18 protein-coding genes are annotated in these 17,402 nt (G+C 40.8%); all 18 read left to right on the top strand.

The genetic code is table 11. The annotated features are described in order from the left end of the window. Positions 1-77 precede the first annotated feature (77 nt). The 18 genes from sdaAB (at position 78) to trmD (ending at position 17,287) form a co-directional block, all read left to right on the top strand. Positions 78-740: an L-serine ammonia-lyase, iron-sulfur-dependent subunit beta gene (gene sdaAB, locus M3175_RS05750; RefSeq protein ID WP_251515810.1), complete on the top strand. Its 663-nt coding sequence runs from the start codon at positions 78-80 to the stop codon at positions 738-740. A gap of 63 nt (positions 741-803) precedes the next feature. Beyond that, entirely contained in the window at positions 804-1,700 is an 897-nt protein-coding gene (sdaAA, locus tag M3175_RS05745) for an L-serine ammonia-lyase, iron-sulfur-dependent, subunit alpha (RefSeq protein WP_251515808.1), read from the top strand. Beyond that, positions 1,681-3,738: an ATP-dependent DNA helicase RecG gene (gene recG, locus M3175_RS05740; protein ID WP_251515806.1), complete on the top strand. Its 2,058-nt coding sequence runs from the start codon at positions 1,681-1,683 to the stop codon at positions 3,736-3,738. Before sdaAA ends, recG begins: the two co-directional genes overlap by 20 nt. Positions 3,739-3,838: 100 nt before the next feature. Further along, on the top strand, positions 3,839-4,402 hold the full coding sequence (gene fapR / locus M3175_RS05735) for a transcription factor FapR (RefSeq protein WP_251515804.1): 564 nt from the start codon (positions 3,839-3,841) through the stop codon (positions 4,400-4,402). An 18-nt stretch (positions 4,403-4,420) separates the two neighbouring features. Then, complete coding sequence (gene plsX / locus M3175_RS05730) at positions 4,421-5,422, top strand: phosphate acyltransferase PlsX (RefSeq protein ID WP_251515802.1); 1,002 nt, start codon at positions 4,421-4,423, stop codon at positions 5,420-5,422. A gap of 2 nt (positions 5,423-5,424) precedes the next feature. Continuing rightward, positions 5,425-6,372 (top strand): ACP S-malonyltransferase, encoded by a 948-nt coding sequence (gene fabD / locus M3175_RS05725; RefSeq protein ID WP_251515800.1) that lies wholly within the window; start codon positions 5,425-5,427, stop codon positions 6,370-6,372. After that, on the top strand, positions 6,369-7,112 hold the full coding sequence (gene fabG, locus M3175_RS05720; RefSeq protein ID WP_251515798.1) for a 3-oxoacyl-[acyl-carrier-protein] reductase: 744 nt from the start codon (positions 6,369-6,371) through the stop codon (positions 7,110-7,112). Before fabD ends, fabG begins: the two co-directional genes overlap by 4 nt. Before the next feature lie 67 nt (positions 7,113-7,179). After that, a complete protein-coding gene (locus M3175_RS05715) occupies positions 7,180-7,413 on the top strand; it encodes an acyl carrier protein (protein ID WP_119707510.1) in 234 nt (77 codons plus the stop codon). A gap of 334 nt (positions 7,414-7,747) precedes the next feature. Further along, entirely contained in the window at positions 7,748-8,527 is a 780-nt protein-coding gene (gene rnc, locus M3175_RS05710; RefSeq protein WP_251515796.1) for a ribonuclease III, read from the top strand. Between the two features lie 19 nt (positions 8,528-8,546). Further along, positions 8,547-12,113 (top strand): chromosome segregation protein SMC, encoded by a 3,567-nt coding sequence (smc, locus tag M3175_RS05705; protein ID WP_251515794.1) that lies wholly within the window; start codon positions 8,547-8,549, stop codon positions 12,111-12,113. A gap of 14 nt (positions 12,114-12,127) precedes the next feature. Further along, a complete protein-coding gene (gene ftsY, locus M3175_RS05700) occupies positions 12,128-13,120 on the top strand; it encodes a signal recognition particle-docking protein FtsY (RefSeq protein WP_251515791.1) in 993 nt (330 codons plus the stop codon). Positions 13,121-13,249: 129 nt separating this feature from the next. After that, on the top strand, positions 13,250-13,567 hold the full coding sequence (locus tag M3175_RS05695; RefSeq protein WP_251515790.1) for a putative DNA-binding protein: 318 nt from the start codon (positions 13,250-13,252) through the stop codon (positions 13,565-13,567). 13 nt (positions 13,568-13,580) lie between these two features. Continuing rightward, on the top strand, positions 13,581-14,933 hold the full coding sequence (gene ffh, locus M3175_RS05690; protein WP_251515767.1) for a signal recognition particle protein: 1,353 nt from the start codon (positions 13,581-13,583) through the stop codon (positions 14,931-14,933). Positions 14,934-15,042: 109 nt separating this feature from the next. Beyond that, positions 15,043-15,315: a 30S ribosomal protein S16 gene (rpsP, locus tag M3175_RS05685; RefSeq protein ID WP_251515759.1), complete on the top strand. Its 273-nt coding sequence runs from the start codon at positions 15,043-15,045 to the stop codon at positions 15,313-15,315. A gap of 10 nt (positions 15,316-15,325) precedes the next feature. Continuing rightward, positions 15,326-15,556 (top strand): KH domain-containing protein, encoded by a 231-nt coding sequence (locus M3175_RS05680; RefSeq protein WP_251515757.1) that lies wholly within the window; start codon positions 15,326-15,328, stop codon positions 15,554-15,556. 67 nt (positions 15,557-15,623) lie between these two features. Then, positions 15,624-16,010: a YlqD family protein gene (locus M3175_RS05675; protein WP_251515755.1), complete on the top strand. Its 387-nt coding sequence runs from the start codon at positions 15,624-15,626 to the stop codon at positions 16,008-16,010. Positions 16,011-16,025: 15 nt separating this feature from the next. After that, positions 16,026-16,544 carry a ribosome maturation factor RimM gene (gene rimM / locus M3175_RS05670; protein WP_251516275.1) on the top strand — a complete coding sequence of 173 codons (519 nt, stop codon included), beginning with the start codon at positions 16,026-16,028 and terminating at the stop codon, positions 16,542-16,544. Then, the gene (gene trmD, locus M3175_RS05665; RefSeq protein ID WP_251515753.1) at positions 16,541-17,287 is read left to right on the top strand and encodes a tRNA (guanosine(37)-N1)-methyltransferase TrmD; all 747 of its coding nucleotides are present in this window, start codon (positions 16,541-16,543) and stop codon (positions 17,285-17,287) included. The genes rimM and trmD overlap by 4 nt, the downstream gene beginning before the upstream one ends. Positions 17,288-17,402 lie beyond the last annotated feature (115 nt).

Here is a 17,402-nt window from a genome sequence, read left to right as displayed (position 1 = left end):
TTTCATACAATAATGTATAATACAATGTGGGAATCCATTAAGTGTAAATAGGATATTCTCCACAAGGGGGAAAAGTGATGAAGTACAAAAGTGTTTTTGATATTATCGGACCTGTAATGATTGGTCCTTCTAGCTCACATACAGCAGGGGCCGCACGAATTGGCAGAGTAGCAAGAAGCCTTTTTGGTCGTGAGCCAAAGTGGGCAAAAATTTCTCTTTATGGTTCTTTTGCGCAAACATATAAAGGCCATGGAACAGATGTAGCAATAATCGGTGGACTGTTAGACTTTGATACTTTTGATGAACGGATTATCGGGTCCATTTCTATCGCGCAATCAAACGGTATGCAAATTACATTCATTGAAGAAGAAGCGATTCCAGAACACCCCAATACAGCTAAAGTATTCATTGGTGACGATCAAGGTGAGTTAGAATTAGTAGGAATCTCTATTGGCGGTGGCAAAATCGAAATCACGGAGTTAAATGGCTTTGAGCTTAGGTTATCAGGTCACCATCCCGCGATTTTAGTCGTTCATAATGACCGTTTTGGTGCGATTGCCAGTGTTTCAAATATATTAGCTTCACACGAGCTAAATATCGGGCATATGGAAGTTTCAAGGAAAGAAAAAGGGATGCTTGCATTAATGACGATTGAAGTGGATCAGAATATTGACGATTCAGTGATTAAAGAATTAGAAGCGCTTGACCATGTAGTAAAGGTTGCCAAAATTGTCGAATAGAAGAGGAATTTTATGGTAGCGCTTTCAAAAATAGATTAATAGAACGTAGGGAGAGTGTACATCATGTTTCGCAATGTCGCAGAGCTAGTAGAGCTCGCTAGTACACAAAATAAAAAAATATCAGATATCATGATTGAACAAGAAATGGAAGTTACCGGTCGAACAAAAGAACAAATACTAGAGCAAATGAATGTGAATTTGACTGTGATGGAGCAAGCTGTTGAACGTGGCCTTAATGGGGTTAGATCCCATTCGGGTCTCACTGGTGGAGATGCCGTGCTCCTGCAAAAGTATATTCAGTCTGGAAAATCATTATGTGGAGACACGATCCTCGATGCCGTTTCTAAGGCAGTTGCTACAAATGAGGTGAATGCGGCAATGGGGACGATTTGTGCCACACCTACTGCAGGTTCAGCAGGTGTAGTTCCAGGAACCTTGTTTGCTGTAAGAGATAAACTACAGCCTACGAGAGAACAAATGATAGCCTTTTTATTTACATCCGGAGCATTTGGGTTTGTTGTTGCTAACAATGCGTCAATTTCTGGAGCTGCAGGGGGCTGTCAAGCAGAGGTTGGATCAGCAGCTGGAATGGCTGCAGCTGCCATTGTAGAAATGGCTGGTGGAACTCCTGCACAATGTGCAGAAGCTATGGCGATCACGTTGAAAAATATGTTAGGATTAGTGTGTGACCCCGTTGCTGGTTTAGTAGAAGTCCCTTGTGTAAAACGGAATGCAATGGGGGCTGCAAACGCAATGGTGGCAGCGGATATGGCATTAGCAGGAATCACTAGTCGAATACCATGTGATGAAGTAATTGATGCGATGTATAAAATCGGTCAAACGATGCCTACCGCTCTTAAAGAAACGGCGCAGGGAGGGTTGGCGGCAACTCCGACAGGTCGCAGACTGGAAGCGAAAATTTTCGGAATACCGCATGTTCATGGAGAACAACAACAGTAATTTAAGGCAATCCGTAACAGCTGTAAAAGGAATCGGTGCTGAGACAGCTCAAAGTCTAGCTGAAATGAGAATAGTGACTATTGAAGATTTACTTGAATATTTTCCATATCGTTATGAAGATTATCGCCTACGCGACTTAACAGAAGTGAAGCATGACGAGAGGATTACCGTAGAAGGGAAGGTTCATAGTGAGCCTTCTCTTATGTATTATGGGAAGAAGCGGTCAAGACTAACCATCCGATTGCTAGTAGAGAGATATTTGATTCAAGTAGTATTTTTTAATCAGGCCTATTTGAAAAATAAGTTTCAAGTAAATGAAATGGTTACCGTAACCGGTAAATGGGATCAGCATCGCCAAATGATCACAGCCTCTCAAGCAAAAATTGGATCAAATGAATCAGAAAAAAAGTTTGTTCCTGTTTATAGTGTAAAAGGAGATGTGACGGTTAAAGGTCTTAGAAGATTTATTAATCTAGCATTCTCTCAGTATGGAAAGGATATTAAAGAGACCCTTCCTGAAAAAATGATTAGCAAATATAAGCTTGGAAATCGGAAGGAATCGTTGCTTTCCATGCACAATCCGCTAAATGAAGAAGATGTAAAAAAAGCTCGTAGAAGATTTGTTTATGAAGAATTTTTGCATTTTCAGTTAAAGATGCAAGCGTTACGAAAGTTTGAAAGGGAGAACTCTAAGGGACTTCCGCAAAACTATGACTTGAATAAAGTAAAGAACTTCATAGATCATCTACCTTTCCCGCTTACCAATGCGCAGAAGCGAGTGGTAAATGAGGTGTTAAAGGACTTGAAATCTCCATACCGTATGAATCGTTTGCTACAAGGAGATGTAGGTTCTGGGAAGACAGTCGTTGCTGCTATTGCTCTTTTTTCAAGTTTTACAGCCGGATATCAAGGCGCTTTAATGGTGCCCACAGAAATATTAGCTGAACAGCATATGGAATCGTTAAAGTCGTTATTAGAGCCTGTTGGATTATCAGTTGAACTGTTAACGAGCTCAGTGAAGGGAAAAAGACGCAGAGAAGTGTTAGAACGATTAAAAAACGGTGAAATTCACATATTAATTGGGACACACGCATTAATTCAGGATGAAGTCGTATTTGCCAAACTTGGCCTTGTCATTACTGATGAACAGCATCGTTTCGGCGTGGAGCAAAGACGAGTTTTACGTGAAAAAGGAGAGAACCCGGATGTCCTTTTTATGACCGCTACTCCCATTCCACGTACACTAGCGATTACGGTGTTTGGAGAGATGGATGTGTCTATCATTGATGAAATGCCTGCAGGTCGTAAAGCGATTGAAACGTATTGGGCAAAGGCAGATATGCTTGATCGCGTCCTCTCCTTTATGGAAAGAGAGCTTGAAAAGGGACGACAAGCCTATGTGATTTGTCCACTCATCGAAGAGTCGGACAAGCTTGATGTACAAAATGCGATTGATGTTCATGTGGCCTTACAAACATACTTTCACAATCGATATCAAGTTGGTTTGATGCATGGAAGACTAAGTTCGGATGAGAAAGATGAAGTAATGAAGGCATTTAGTTCGAACCAATATCAAGTCCTTGTGTCAACTACGGTTGTAGAAGTGGGAGTAAATGTTCCTAATGCAACAATGATGGTCATCTATGATGCTGAAAGATTTGGATTGGCACAGCTTCACCAGCTACGGGGACGAGTGGGGAGAGGAAGCGAACAATCGTATTGTGTCCTTCTGGCTGATCCAAAAACAGAGGTTGGGAAAGAACGGATGAAAATTATGACCGAAACAAACGACGGCTTCGTTGTCAGTGAAAAGGACTTGGAGCTACGAGGACCTGGAGATTTTTTTGGTCGAAAGCAAAGTGGCCTTCCTGAGTTTAAGGTAGCTGATATGGTCCATGATTATCGAGCGTTAGAAACTGCTAGAAATGACGCCATGGTCTTAATAGAATCAGAGGAATTTTGGAAAGAGAATGAATTCGCTGGGCTGCGTTCAAAACTTGCAGACTCCGGTGTATTGGAAAATGAAAAGCTAGATTAATAAAAAGCAGATTGCAAAAAAAAGTTTGTTGCAATCTGCTTTTTTGTTTTATATACTACTATTAGTACCTAGTCTTAATACTTCGGACGGTGTTTTACATATGAGAAAAAGTAAAAAAGAACGTCAACGTCTTTTAATAGAAACAATAAAAGAAAACCCGTTTATTACCGATGAGGAGCTTGCTGACCAATTTACGGTTAGCGTACAAACCATCCGGTTAGATCGGTTAGAGTTATCGATTCCTGAGCTACGGGAAAGAATAAAGAATGTCGCTGAAAAGCGGTTTGACGATGAAGTACGTTCTTTACCAATCGATGAAGTGATTGGTGAAATTATTGATATTGAGCTTGACCAAACGGCTATCTCTATTTTTGATGTCAAGCATGAACATGTGTTTAAGAGAAACCAAATCGCAAGGGGTCACCACGTTTTTGCTCAAGCTAACTCATTAGCAGTTGCAGTGATTAATGATGAACTGGCTTTAACGGCAAAGGCAAATATCCAATTTACCAGATCGGTTAAGGAAAATGAACGTGTCATTGCAAAAGCAAAAGTGTTACGAATTGATGAAGAAAAAGGTAGAACTCTTGTGGAAGTCAATAGTTTTGTGAATAATGAATTAGTATTTACTGGTGAGTTTGAAATGTATCGCTATAAAAAATGACATAAGGAATGAATAACAATGAAATTGGCCCTTGATGCAATGGGAGGCGACCATGCTCCAAAAGAAATCGTTCTAGGAGCGATAAAGGCCGTTCAAGCATTTGATGATATACATATATGTTTAGTCGGTGATGAAGCCAAAATTAAGGAGCATCTCACACCACACGACAGAATATCGATTATACATACAGAAGAGGTTATTTTAGCCACGGATGAGCCTGTAAAAGCGGTGAGACGGAAGAAGAACTCATCCATGGTCCTAGCTGCAAAACTTGTTGCTGACAAAGAGGCAGATGGTTGTATTTCTGCTGGTAATACAGGGGCTCTAATGGCGACTGGTTTGTTCGTAGTAGGACGTATTGAAGGAATTGAAAGACCAGCATTAGCTCCAACCTTACCAACAATTGGTGGCGAAGGATTTCTTTTGCTTGATGTGGGTGCTAATGTTGACGCAAAGCCTGAGCACTTATTGCAAAATGCTATCATGGGTTCCATTTATGCTGAAAACGTTAGAGGGGTAAAGAATCCAAGAGTTGGGCTTTTGAATATCGGAACAGAAGAGAAAAAGGGAAATGAGTTATCCAAACTTGCTTTTGATCTTCTAAAGGAAGCACCTGTTAATTTTATTGGAAACGTGGAAGCTAGAGATTTGCTTGATGGTGTGGCAGATGTAGTAGTCACCGATGGATTTACTGGCAATATGGTATTAAAGACAATCGAAGGAACAGCTTTATCCGTATTTAAAATGCTTAAGACAACTTTGTATAGCTCTTTGAAGACGAAGATAGCAGCAGCTGTTCTAAAGCCAGACCTTATGCAATTAAAAGCAAAGATGGACTATTCAGAGTATGGTGGTGCGGGATTGTTCGGATTAAAGGCACCTGTCATTAAAGCTCATGGATCGTCTGATGCAAATTCTGTCTACAATGCAATTCGACAAACTAGGGATATGGTGGAAAAACAGGTTGCGCCTACGATTAAAGAGGCCATATCAAAATACACAGAAGCAAGAGAGGAGTAACTATGGGTAAATTAGCGATTATCTTTCCTGGACAAGGTTCTCAAACAGTTGGAATGGGAAAAGTCTATGCAGAGACAAACAAGGAAGTTCAATCTGTTTTTGAACAAGCGGATAGTAAATTAGGGTTTTCACTATCCCATCTTATTTTTGAAGGTCCGCAAGAGGAGTTAACGAAAACTACTAACACTCAACCAGCGCTCTTAACAACATCCATTGCGTTATTTGAGCAATTCAAGAAAGCTGAGATAAAAGCAGACTATATGGCTGGACATAGCTTAGGTGAATACACAGCATTGGTAGCTGCTGGAGCGATTGGATTCGAGGATGGAGTGTACGCTGTTCGTAAACGTGGTGAGTTTATGGAAGAAGCTGTACCCAACCGGGAAGGTACAATGGCGGCTGTATTAGGTCTAGACCGTGATACGTTGGCAGAAGCGGTAGAAAAAGCGGCGGCTGAAGGAGATATAGTAGGTCTAGCAAACATGAATTGTCCTGGCCAAATCGTTATTTCAGGCTCTAGAAAAGGAGTAGAACTTGCTTCTCAACTTGCAAAAGAAGCTGGAGCAAAACGAGTTCTTCCCCTTGAGGTTAGTGGACCATTTCATTCGCAGCTTATGAAGCCAGCCTCAGGTCGTTTACGTGAAGTGTTAGACGGAATATCAATCAGTCAAGCGACTGTTCCTGTCATCGCAAATGTAAATGCACAAGAAATAACAGCTGCTGAGGAAATTAAAGAGCGATTGCTTGAACAGCTATATTCTCCTGTGTTATGGGAAGATAGCGTGAAACATATGATTGAACTGGGTGTAGATACATTTGTTGAAATCGGACCTGGAAAAGTGTTGTCTGGGTTGGTAAAGAAAGTGGACCGTTCTGTTCAAACCTATTCAATTTCTGATGAAGAAACGCTACTGGCAACGATTAATGCATTAAAGGAGAGAACAGTATGAAGCTTTTAGGAAAAGTGGCACTTGTTACAGGTGCTTCACGTGGAATCGGTAGAGACATTGCTATTGAACTAGCGAAAGCTGGCGCCAATGTTGCAGTTAACTACGCTGGAAGTGAAGCTCGTGCAAATGAAGTGGTTCAAGAAATTCAAAGTCTTGGAAGAGAAGCATTTGCCGTTCAATGCGATGTTGCTAATGGAGAGTCAGTTGCGGAGATGGTGAAGCAAACGATAGATCGTTGGGGAAGTCTTGATATTTTAGTGAACAATGCAGGAATCACTAGAGATAACCTAATTATGCGTATGAAGGAAGACGAATGGGACGATGTTATTAATACAAACCTCAAAGGTGTATTCCTTTGTACAAAGGCTGTAACTCGTCAAATGATGAAGCAGAAGAGTGGCAGAATTATTAATATTTCCTCGGTTGTTGGGGAAAGCGGGAACGCTGGTCAAGCCAACTATGTGGCGGCAAAGGCTGGGGTAATCGGACTAACGAAGACGACGGCAAAGGAACTTGCTCCTCGTGGGATTACGGTTAATGCTGTAGCACCTGGTTTTATTACGACGGATATGACCGATAAGCTAACCGATGAGATTAAAGAGGGAATGTTAAAAATGATTCCACTGGCTAAGTTTGGTGAACCAAAAGATATTGCCCATGCAGTTACGTTTTTAGCATCTGATGACAGTCGCTACATTACAGGACAAACGATACATGTAAATGGCGGAATGGTCATGTAACCGAAAATTCAACATTTATTAATTGTTGGAAATACACTATAATGTCCCTTGAGGGGAGGTGAAAAGCATGGCAGATGTATTAGAGCGCGTAACGAAGATTATCGTTGACAGACTTGGAGTAGAAGAAAATCAAGTGACTCTTGAAGCTTCTTTCAAGGATGATCTTGGTGCTGATTCCCTTGACGTAGTAGAACTAGTTATGGAATTAGAAGACGAGTTTGATATGGAAATCTCTGACGATGATGCTGAAAAGATTTCTACAGTGGGTGACGCTGTGAATTACATAAAAAGTACTCAATAATCGTTAGAATTTATGAAAAAGCTCCGCAGCTATGCGGGGCTTTCTTCATGAAGGTCAGAAAGTATAAAATATTGCACTTCGAAAATTGTCCAGCTCCAGCGCCCAGCAACTAGTGTACTTCGATCTTCTCCCTGCGATAAGTCAACATCGAATCGCTTGCGCTCTCCGTGTTTCCTTTATCTCAGTCGAAGCTCTCCAGTCCATACGTTGCTAAACGGGCGCTTCCGCTTTTCTTATAAGAAAAATTGAAAAACCTTCAATCTTCCTTTGCGTTTTTAAGAACTTTTACGTAAACTTGATATGGTATGTAAACTATTAGCAAGGTGGAGGCAAAATGAGCAAGTACGGAAAAGAAAGAGAGAAACGTAGCTTTCGCTCTTATGATAAATTATTTAAAGAATTCCAAGCAGAACAAGGAATTAATTTTACAGATGAGAAGCTATTAAAACAAGCATTTACCCATTCATCATATGTGAATGAGCATCGTAGAAAGCCTTATGAAGATAATGAGAGGCTTGAATTTTTAGGAGACGCTGTATTAGAATTAACCGTTTCACAATTCCTTTACAAGAAATATCCGATGATGAGTGAAGGGGAGTTGACGAAGCTTCGTGCAGCCGTTGTTTGTGAGCCCTCTTTAGTAAGGTTTGCAAATGAACTTTCTTTTGGGAAGCTAGTGCTTCTTGGGAAAGGGGAAGAAATGACAGGAGGTCGTGAGCGTCCAGCCCTGTTAGCGGATGTGTTTGAGGCATTTATTGGTGCACTCTTTTTGGACAAAGGAATTGATACTGTAATTGGATTTTTAGAAAGAGTTGTATTTCCTAAAATTAACGAAGGTGCTTTTTCTCATGTGATGGATTTCAAAAGTCAACTACAAGAGCTTGTACAAAGAGATGGAATTGGTACGATTGAATACAAAATTTTACTAGAGCGAGGACCGGCCCATAACAGAGAGTTTGTCTCAAAGGTTTGTTTAAACAACGAGGAGCTTGGACAAGGTACTGGGAGATCAAAGAAAGAAGCGGAGCAGCATGCTGCACAAATGGCTTTGGAGAAGATCAAATCTCACCTTAATGGAGCAAAAGAACAGCTAGAAGAAAAACAACAGGAGTAGAGATAAAGGGGGAAAAGCTGTGTATCTCAAACGTTTGGATGTAGTCGGATTCAAGTCGTTTGCTGAGAGAATTGGGGTCGATTTTGTCCCGGGTGTCACAGCAGTGGTTGGTCCAAATGGAAGCGGAAAAAGTAATATCACCGATGCGATTCGTTGGGTGTTAGGAGAGCAGTCAGCGAAATCGCTTCGTGGCTCAAAGATGGAAGATATTATCTTTGCTGGTAGTGATTCGCGAAAAGCATTGAATTTTGCCGAAGTAACGTTGACGCTGGATAATGAAGATCAAGCCTTACCGATTGAATACAATGAGGTAAGTGTCACTAGACGTGTGTATCGCTCTGGAGATAGTGAGTTTCAAATCAATAAGCAAACATGCAGGCTAAAAGATATCGTTGATTTGTTTATGGACTCTGGTTTAGGGAGAGAAGCGTTTTCGATCATTAGCCAAGGAAAGGTAGAAGAAATATTAAACAGCAAGGCCGAAGAAAGAAGAACAATCTTTGAAGAGGCTGCTGGTGTTTTAAAGTATAAAAATCGTAAAAAGAAAGCTGAGTCAAAGCTAACAGAAACTCAGGATAATCTAAATCGTGTGAGTGATATCTTGCATGAATTAGAAACGCAAGTAGAGCCACTTAAAATTCAAGCGTCGATTGCAAAGGATTTCCTACAGCAAAAAGAAGAGCTAGAAAAGATAGAAGTTGCGGTGACGGTTCAAGAAATTGAGGATCTTCATGAAAAATGGGAAAAGCTGACTAGACAGCTTGAACAGCATAAAGAGGATGAATTGAAATTATCTACCGTTCTTCAATCAAAGGAAGCTAGGATTGTTGAAATGAGAGATCATATGGCGGCCCTTGATGAATCAATTACCGATTTGCAGGATGTTTTACTGCGTGTAAGCGAGGAGCTTGAAAAGGTTGAAGGCAGGAAAGAGGTTTTAAAAGAGAGAAAGAAAAATGCTTCGCAAAACAAAGAGCAGCTTAGAAAAAGCATTGAAGAAGTTTCTCTGAAAATCCAAGAATTAACCTCGCTTCAACTTGAGCAAGAGGAAAGCTATCAGCGTATGAATGATGAGGTACTCTCTCTTAAAAAACGGTTAAAAGAAAAGCAGGATGTTCTCGCGTCGTTTAGTGAGAATATTGAAGAGCGAATCGAATCATTAAAAAGTGATTATATAGAAATATTAAACAGACAAGCATCTAGTAAGAATGAGCTTCAAAACACAGAAAAGCAGCTTGGACAGCAAGGTGTAAAAAACACAAGATTAGAAGCGGATAACGAAAAATATCTTCAAGAAAGACTTGTTATTTCCACTCGTAAGCAGGAAATTGAAGCTAGTATTGCGGGTGTTCAAAAAAATCTTGAAAAGCAAGTACATGTATTTAGAGAAGAGCAGAATAAGTTAGAAAACTTGAAGAATAAATACCAAAAGCAAGAAACGCAGCTTTATCAAGCGTATCAATTTTTACAAAAAGCAAAATCTAGAAAAGATATGCTAGAAGAGATGGAAGATGACTATTCTGGTTTTTTCCAAGGAGTAAAGGAAGTATTAAAGGCAAGAGGTGGCAAGCTTTCTGGGATTGAAGGGGCGGTCGCCGAGCTTATCCAAGTTCCGAAATCGTATGAAGTGGCGATTGAGACTGCTTTAGGTGCTGCAATGCAGCATGTAGTCGTTGCGAATGAGGAAAATGGGAGAAAAGCAATTCACTATTTAAAGCAAAACTCCTTTGGACGAGCAACATTTCTACCTCTTAGTGTCATAAGAGGGAAGAGTCTCTCAAGTAGTCAACTTCAGGCAATAAAAGGCCATCCATCTTATGTAGGAGTAGCGAAGGATTTAATTGGATTTGATCAAAAATATGAAGAAATCTTTTCCAATCTTTTAGGTACGGTGGTCATTACGAAGGACTTAAAGGGTGCGAACGAACTTGCTAAGCTTTTACAATACCGTTGTCGATTTGTTACGACAGATGGGGATATCGTAAACCCAGGTGGTTCGATGACTGGTGGTGCAGTAAAGGCAAATACTTCTTCGCTACTTAGCCGTAAAGGTGAGCTTGAAGAGTTAAAAGGTAAACTAGTGGGAATGGAAGCTCAAACACATGAGCTAGAGGCGCAGGTGAAGGAGCTTAAATTCTCTATCACAACTCAGGAGCAAAAGCTTGAAGATCTCCGAAAACAAGGGGAAGATCTTCGTCTTCTTGAGCAATCGAAAAAGGGTGACCTCAGAGAAATTGAGATTGAAGAAAAAAATATCAATGAAAAGCTAAAAATCTATGATCTCGACATGTCTCAATTTTTACAAGACCAGACGCAGTTGTCTTCACGTAAAGTGGAGTTAACAGAATTACTATCAACGTATGCGAATGAACTAGCCGAACTTGATAGGCAAATTCAATCATTATCAGAAAAGAAATCTTTGCAAAATAGTTCTAAAGAATCAGTGGTCAATGAAATTGGGGAACTGAAGGTGAAACTTGCTGCACTAATGGAGCAGCATCACGGGTTGTCCGAAAAGCTTGAGGCAACAAGAGCATCTCTTTTGGAGCATACGAAACGACATGAAACGTACGAAGAGGATTTATCCTTGTTATCAACGGAGATGAATTCTAGTAGTTCAGGCGAACAGCTCTTGGAACAAGAGGCTTCCAAAAAGCTGCAAGATAAAAATGAAACGATCTCTATGATTTCTTCACGCCGTGAAGAACGATTGAAGCTTCACAGTACCTTAGAGGATTCTGAGCTTGAATTAAGAGAGCTTTTAAGGCAGCATAAGGGTTTAACACTTGCGCTTAAGGATGAAGAAGTAAAGCTAGGGCGTCTTGATGTGGAGTTAGAAAACAGATTGTCTCACCTCCGCGAAGAGTATCTGCTGTCATTTGAAGCAGCGAAAGAGGAGTATCCGCTTGTTCTACCGGTTGAGGAAGCTCGTAAAAAAGTAAAGCTAATTCGTCTGGCAATCGAAGAGCTCGGAGTCGTAAACATCGGTGCTATTGAAGAATATGAGCGTGTCTCTGAACGCTACGAATTTCTGCTCGAGCAGAAAAATGATCTACAAGAAGCGAAGGATACATTGTTCCAGGTCATCGATGAAATGGACGAAGAAATGAAGAAGAGATTTGAGCAAACCTTCTACGGAATTCGTTCGCATTTTGAATTTGTTTTCCAAGCACTGTTTGGCGGTGGAAGAGCCGACTTGAAGTTAACGAACCCAGAAGATTTATTAAATACAGGGGTAGAAATCGTTGCACAGCCACCAGGGAAAAAGTTGCAGAACTTAGGGCTCTTATCCGGTGGAGAGCGATCGCTAACAGCAATTGCTCTACTATTCTCCATTTTGAAAGTTAGACCTGTACCATTTTGTATTCTCGATGAAGTTGAAGCTGCCTTAGACGAGGCCAATGTATATCGTTTTAGCCAATATTTAAAACGATACAGTGCCGAAACTCAGTTTATCGTTATTACCCACCGGAAAGGCACAATGGAAGAAGCGGATGTGCTTTACGGGGTAACGATGCAGGAGTCGGGGGTTTCAAAGCTTGTTTCTGTTAGATTGGAAGAAACAAAAGAATTGATCGAAACGTAAAGGACGTGTGAGTTTTGAGTTTTTTTAAAAAGCTAAAAGAAAAAATTACAAAGCAAACGGATGCAGTAACCGAAAAGTTTAAGGATGGCTTAACAAAAACGAGAGACAATTTTTCAGGCAAAGTTAATGATCTAGTCGCTCGCTATCGGAAAGTTGACGAAGACTTTTTCGAGGAGCTTGAAGAGATCTTAATCGGGGCCGATGTGGGCTTCGATACCGTTATGGAACTGATTGATGAACTAAAAATGGAAGTTAAGCGTAAAAACATTCAAGACCCAGCGGCCGTTCAGGCCGTCATCTCTGAGAAGCTTGTTGACATTTATAAAGGTGATGAGGAAGAAGAAGTTAATACGATTAATATCCAAGATGGATTAACGGTTATTTTGTTCGTTGGAGTAAATGGTGTCGGAAAAACAACGACAATCGGAAAGCTTGCACATAAATATAAAAGTGAAGGCAAGAAAGTGTTGTTAGCAGCCGGAGATACCTTCCGTGCCGGGGCAATTGAACAGCTTGAGGTGTGGGGAGAAAGAGTCGGAGTGGAAGTGATTAAGCAAAGTGCTGGCTCCGATCCAGCTGCGGTTATGTACGATGCCGTTCAAGCAGCCAAGTCCAGAAACGCAGATATTCTATTGTGTGACACAGCTGGAAGACTTCAAAATAAAGTGAACCTAATGAAGGAGCTCGAAAAGGTAAAGCGTGTTATTGAACGTGAAATTCCAGGTGCCCCTCATGAAGTACTCCTTGTCCTTGATGCTACGACTGGTCAAAACGCGATGGTCCAAGCAAAAACATTCAAGGAAGCGACAGATGTTAGCGGAATTGTGTTAACAAAGCTTGATGGAACCGCGAAGGGTGGAATTGTATTGGCCATTCGTAATGAGTTAAAAATTCCTGTGAAGTTTGTAGGTCTTGGTGAAAAAATGGATGACCTTCAACAGTTTGACGCTGAACAATACGTATACGGATTATTTGCAGATATAGTTGATAAAGAACTAGAAGAGTAAACGAATGTGGCCCGGGTTAAAAATACCCGGGCTTTTTCTTTGAAACACGTGGTCTACCTTGACATTAAACGTCTCTCTGTGTAAACTACAGTATGTAAAGGCTTTTCACTTAACAAAGGGGGATGAGCGATGCTGGAGAAAACAAATAGGATGAATTATTTGTATGACTTTTATCAGTCATTACTTACTCCTAAGCAGCAAAGCTATATGTCCCTGTATTATTTGGACGACTATTCGCTAGGCGAAATTGCTGAAGAGTACAATGTCAGTCGTCAAGCGGTCTATGATAATATTAAACGCACAGAAGCGATGCTTGAGGAATACGAGGAAAAGCTATTATTATTCCATAAATTTCAGGAGCGGAATAAGCTGCTAGTAAGGCTAAAGAATTCTTTATCAGATGACACACAGCTAGGGCTAGTAGCGCAGCTTGAGAAATTAGATTAGGAGGCGGCCTAAGATGGCATTTGAAGGATTAGCCGACCGACTGCAAAATACGATCCAAAAAATTCGCGGCAAAGGGAAAGTCAATGAGGCCGATGTTAAAGAAATGATGCGTGAGGTGCGCTTAGCACTTTTAGAGGCGGACGTTAACTTTAAGGTTGTAAAAGAGTTCGTCAAAAAAGTAAGCGAGCGTGCTGTTGGTCAGGAAGTCATGCAAAGCTTAACACCTGGACAACAGGTCATTAAAGTGGTTAAAGAAGAACTGACAATCTTGATGGGCGGAGAGCAAAGCAAAATTGCTGTCTCTAACCGTCCACCAACCGTTATTATGATGGTGGGATTGCAAGGGGCAGGGAAAACAACAACCACGGGGAAGCTTGCCAACCTGATTCGAAAAAAATATAACCGCAACCCGTTATTAGTTGCGGCTGATATTTATCGTCCTGCTGCCATTAAGCAGTTAGAGACGCTTGGGAAGCAGCTCAGCATGCCGGTATTTTCACTTGGCGATCAAGTAAGTCCGGTAGAAATAGCGAAACAAGCGATTCAAAAGGCGAAAGAGGACCATCATGACTACGTTCTAATTGACACAGCTGGTCGTTTGCATGTCGATGAAGCCCTTATGGGAGAATTAAAAGAGATTAAAGAACTCGCAAACCCTGATGAAATCTTTCTTGTAGTTGATGCGATGACTGGTCAAGACGCTGTTAACGTTGCTTCAAGCTTTAATGAACAGCTTGGGCTTACAGGGGTCGTCTTAACGAAGCTCGACGGAGACACTCGAGGAGGTGCCGCCCTCTCTATCCGTTCCGTAACGAATACACCGATTAAATTTATCGGTTTAGGGGAAAAAATGGATGCAATAGAGCCGTTCCATCCTGAACGAATGGCTTCAAGAATCCTCGGAATGGGAGACGTCTTAACGTTAATTGAAAAAGCTCAGGCAAATGTCGATGAAGCGAAGGCAAAAGAGCTTGAACAAAAAATGCGTACAGCTTCGTTTACATTTGATGACTTTTTAGATCAGCTTGGACAAGTTCGTAATATGGGGCCTCTTGATGAACTCTTAAAGATGATGCCTGGTGCGAACAAAATTAAAGGCCTGAATAATCTGCAAATCGATGAAAAGCAAATTTCTCATGTTGAAGCGATCATCCAGTCAATGACAAAGGAAGAAAAAACGCATCCAGAAATCATTAATGCTGGTCGCAGAAAGCGGATTGCAAAGGGTAGTGGAACTTCAGTACCTGAGGTAAACCGTCTATTAAAGCAATTTGAAGACATGAAGAAGATGATGAAGCAGATGTCAGGTATGCAAGGCAAGGCTAAGAAAAAGGGCGGATTTAAGCTTCCGTTTAACCCTTTTTAATGCTGAAATAACAGGAAAATAATAGTGACAAGAAAAAAGACTTTACAAACTAAAAAACAATTGATATTATACTATCTTGTGTGAAACTATTCGGAGGTGCTTATTTAAAATGGCAGTTAAAATTCGTTTAAAGCGTATGGGAGCAAAAAAATCTCCTTTTTATCGTATTGTAGTAGCAGATTCTCGTTCACCACGTGATGGACGTTTCATTGAAACAGTTGGAACTTACAACCCAGTTGCTGAGCCAGCAATCGTTGATATCAACGAAGACTTAGCATTAAAATGGTTAAAAGACGGTGCGAAGCCATCTGATACAGTTCGTAACTTGTTCTCTAAACAAGGCATTATGGAAAAATTCCATAACGCAAAATTAAGCAAGTAATCTGCAGATAATGAGAGAGCTCATCGAAACCATTGTCAAGGCGCTTGTTGATCTTCCAGACGAAGTTCGTGTAACAGAGTTAGAAGAAGCCGACAAAATTACTTATCAACTAGCTGTTCACAAAACAGATATGGGGAAAGTAATCGGAAAACAAGGCCGTGTCGCAAAAGCTATTCGAACTGTTGTCTATTCAGCAGGAGCATCACAGCAGAAGAAAGTCTACCTAGAAATTATTGAATAAATGCTACTGAGGAAGGAGGGGACAACCCTCCTTTTTTCGTAGTTATTTCTGAAGGGGGATGCGGTCCATGAATATTCTTCAAACCGTCGTGGTAAAGCAAGTATTAACGGAAACTAGCAAACAAGTATTGCTAAACAAGTTTGAACTTGAGAAAAGCCAACTTCAGAAGGAATCAGAACAGCTTCGTTTTGAAATGAGGAAGCTTGAAAAATCAAAGAAAATGACCGTTAACTCATTTAAGAATCGATTCGAAAATGAGATTCATACACGATTAGAAAAGATTAAGCTGCTTGATTTTAAAATAGAACAATTACATATGCTACCTTTAGGAAGTGAATTGAAAGAAAAGGAATGCCAAGCGGTCGTAGAAGTGAATGTAGGTGACGCATGGGAGGATATTCAGACTGAAAAAACGATTATCATCAAGGACGGAATCGTTGATGAAATTCGCTAGTTTGAGGTGAAGATGATGGAAAAATGGTTTAATGTCGGAAAGATTGTGAATACGCATGGTATCAAAGGGGAAGTTCGAGTGATATCGCAGACTGACTTTGCTGATGAAAGGTATAAGCCCGGTAATCACTTGTATTTGTTTATGCCTAACTCAAAGGAGCCATTGAAGCTGACAGTTCAATCTCACCGGAAGCACAAATCATTTGATTTATTAACCTTTAATGGTTACCCGAATGTGAATGATGTGGAACCGATGAAGGGTGGCGTTCTGAAGATCACAGAGGAGCAGCAAGGTGAGCTAGAGGAAAATGAATTTTACTTCCACCAAATTATTGGCTGTCTCGTGTTCACTACAAAAGGAGAAGAAATCGGGAAGATCCGAGAAATCCTAACACCTGGAGCAAATGATGTATGGGTCATAAAAGGTAAAGGTGGAAAGGATATTCTCATTCCCTATATCGAGCAGATTGTGAAAAAGGTAGATGTGAAGGAAAAAATCGTTTTAATTGAGCCGATGGAAGGGCTACTATCATGATGAACATAGATGTACTAACCCTGTTTCCTGAGATGTTCCATGGGGTGTTCGGACAATCGATTTTAAAAAAAGCGGCGGAACAGCAGGCTGTCCGGTACAATATTGTTAACTTTCGAGAGTTTGCTGATAATAAGCACCAGACAGTGGATGATTACCCATATGGCGGGGGAGCAGGAATGGTCTTGAAGCCACAACCGATCTTTGATGCAGTTAAGAGTTGTCAAGAACATGCCAAAACGACGAAGCCACCACGCGTGGTGTTGCTCTGTCCACAAGGCGAGCGTTATAACCAGAAGAAGGCGGAGGAGCTAGCGAAGGAAGAGCATCTAATCTTTGTGTGCGGCCATTACGAGGGATATGACGAGAGAATTAGGCAGCACGTTGTGACAGATGAGATCTCGATTGGTGATTTCGTGTTAACGGGTGGAGAGCTTGGTGCCATGGTCATTATTGATAGTGTGGTTCGACTGCTACCGAATGTACTTGGGAAAGAAGAGTCTCATTTACAAGATTCTTTTAGCACAGGTTTATTAGAGCATCCTCATTATACGAGACCAGCCGATTTTCGCGGGTTAAAGGTTCCAGAAGTATTAACGTCAGGAAATCATCGCTTAATAGATGAATGGAGAGAGAAGGAGTCTCTTAAGCGGACGTATGAAAGGCGTCCTGATTTATTAGAGGCTTTTGACCTAACAGAAACGCAGAAGAAATGGTTGCTAGAGTTTGAAAATGAAAAGAAATAGTATTGAAGTTCAATGATATATATGTTATGATACTTTTTGTGACTGTGACTAAAAGGTCTAAGTCTTATAAACGATGTTCCGCTGCAATTAGTATTTGCTTCAGTTATGCATGAGC

Origin of the sequence: Robertmurraya korlensis (assembly GCF_023715225.1) — a bacterium.
Lineage (GTDB): Bacteria > Bacillota > Bacilli > Bacillales > Cytobacillaceae > Robertmurraya_A.
Note: the sequence above shows the minus strand (reverse complement) of the source record. Positions and strands in the feature narration are given on the sequence as shown.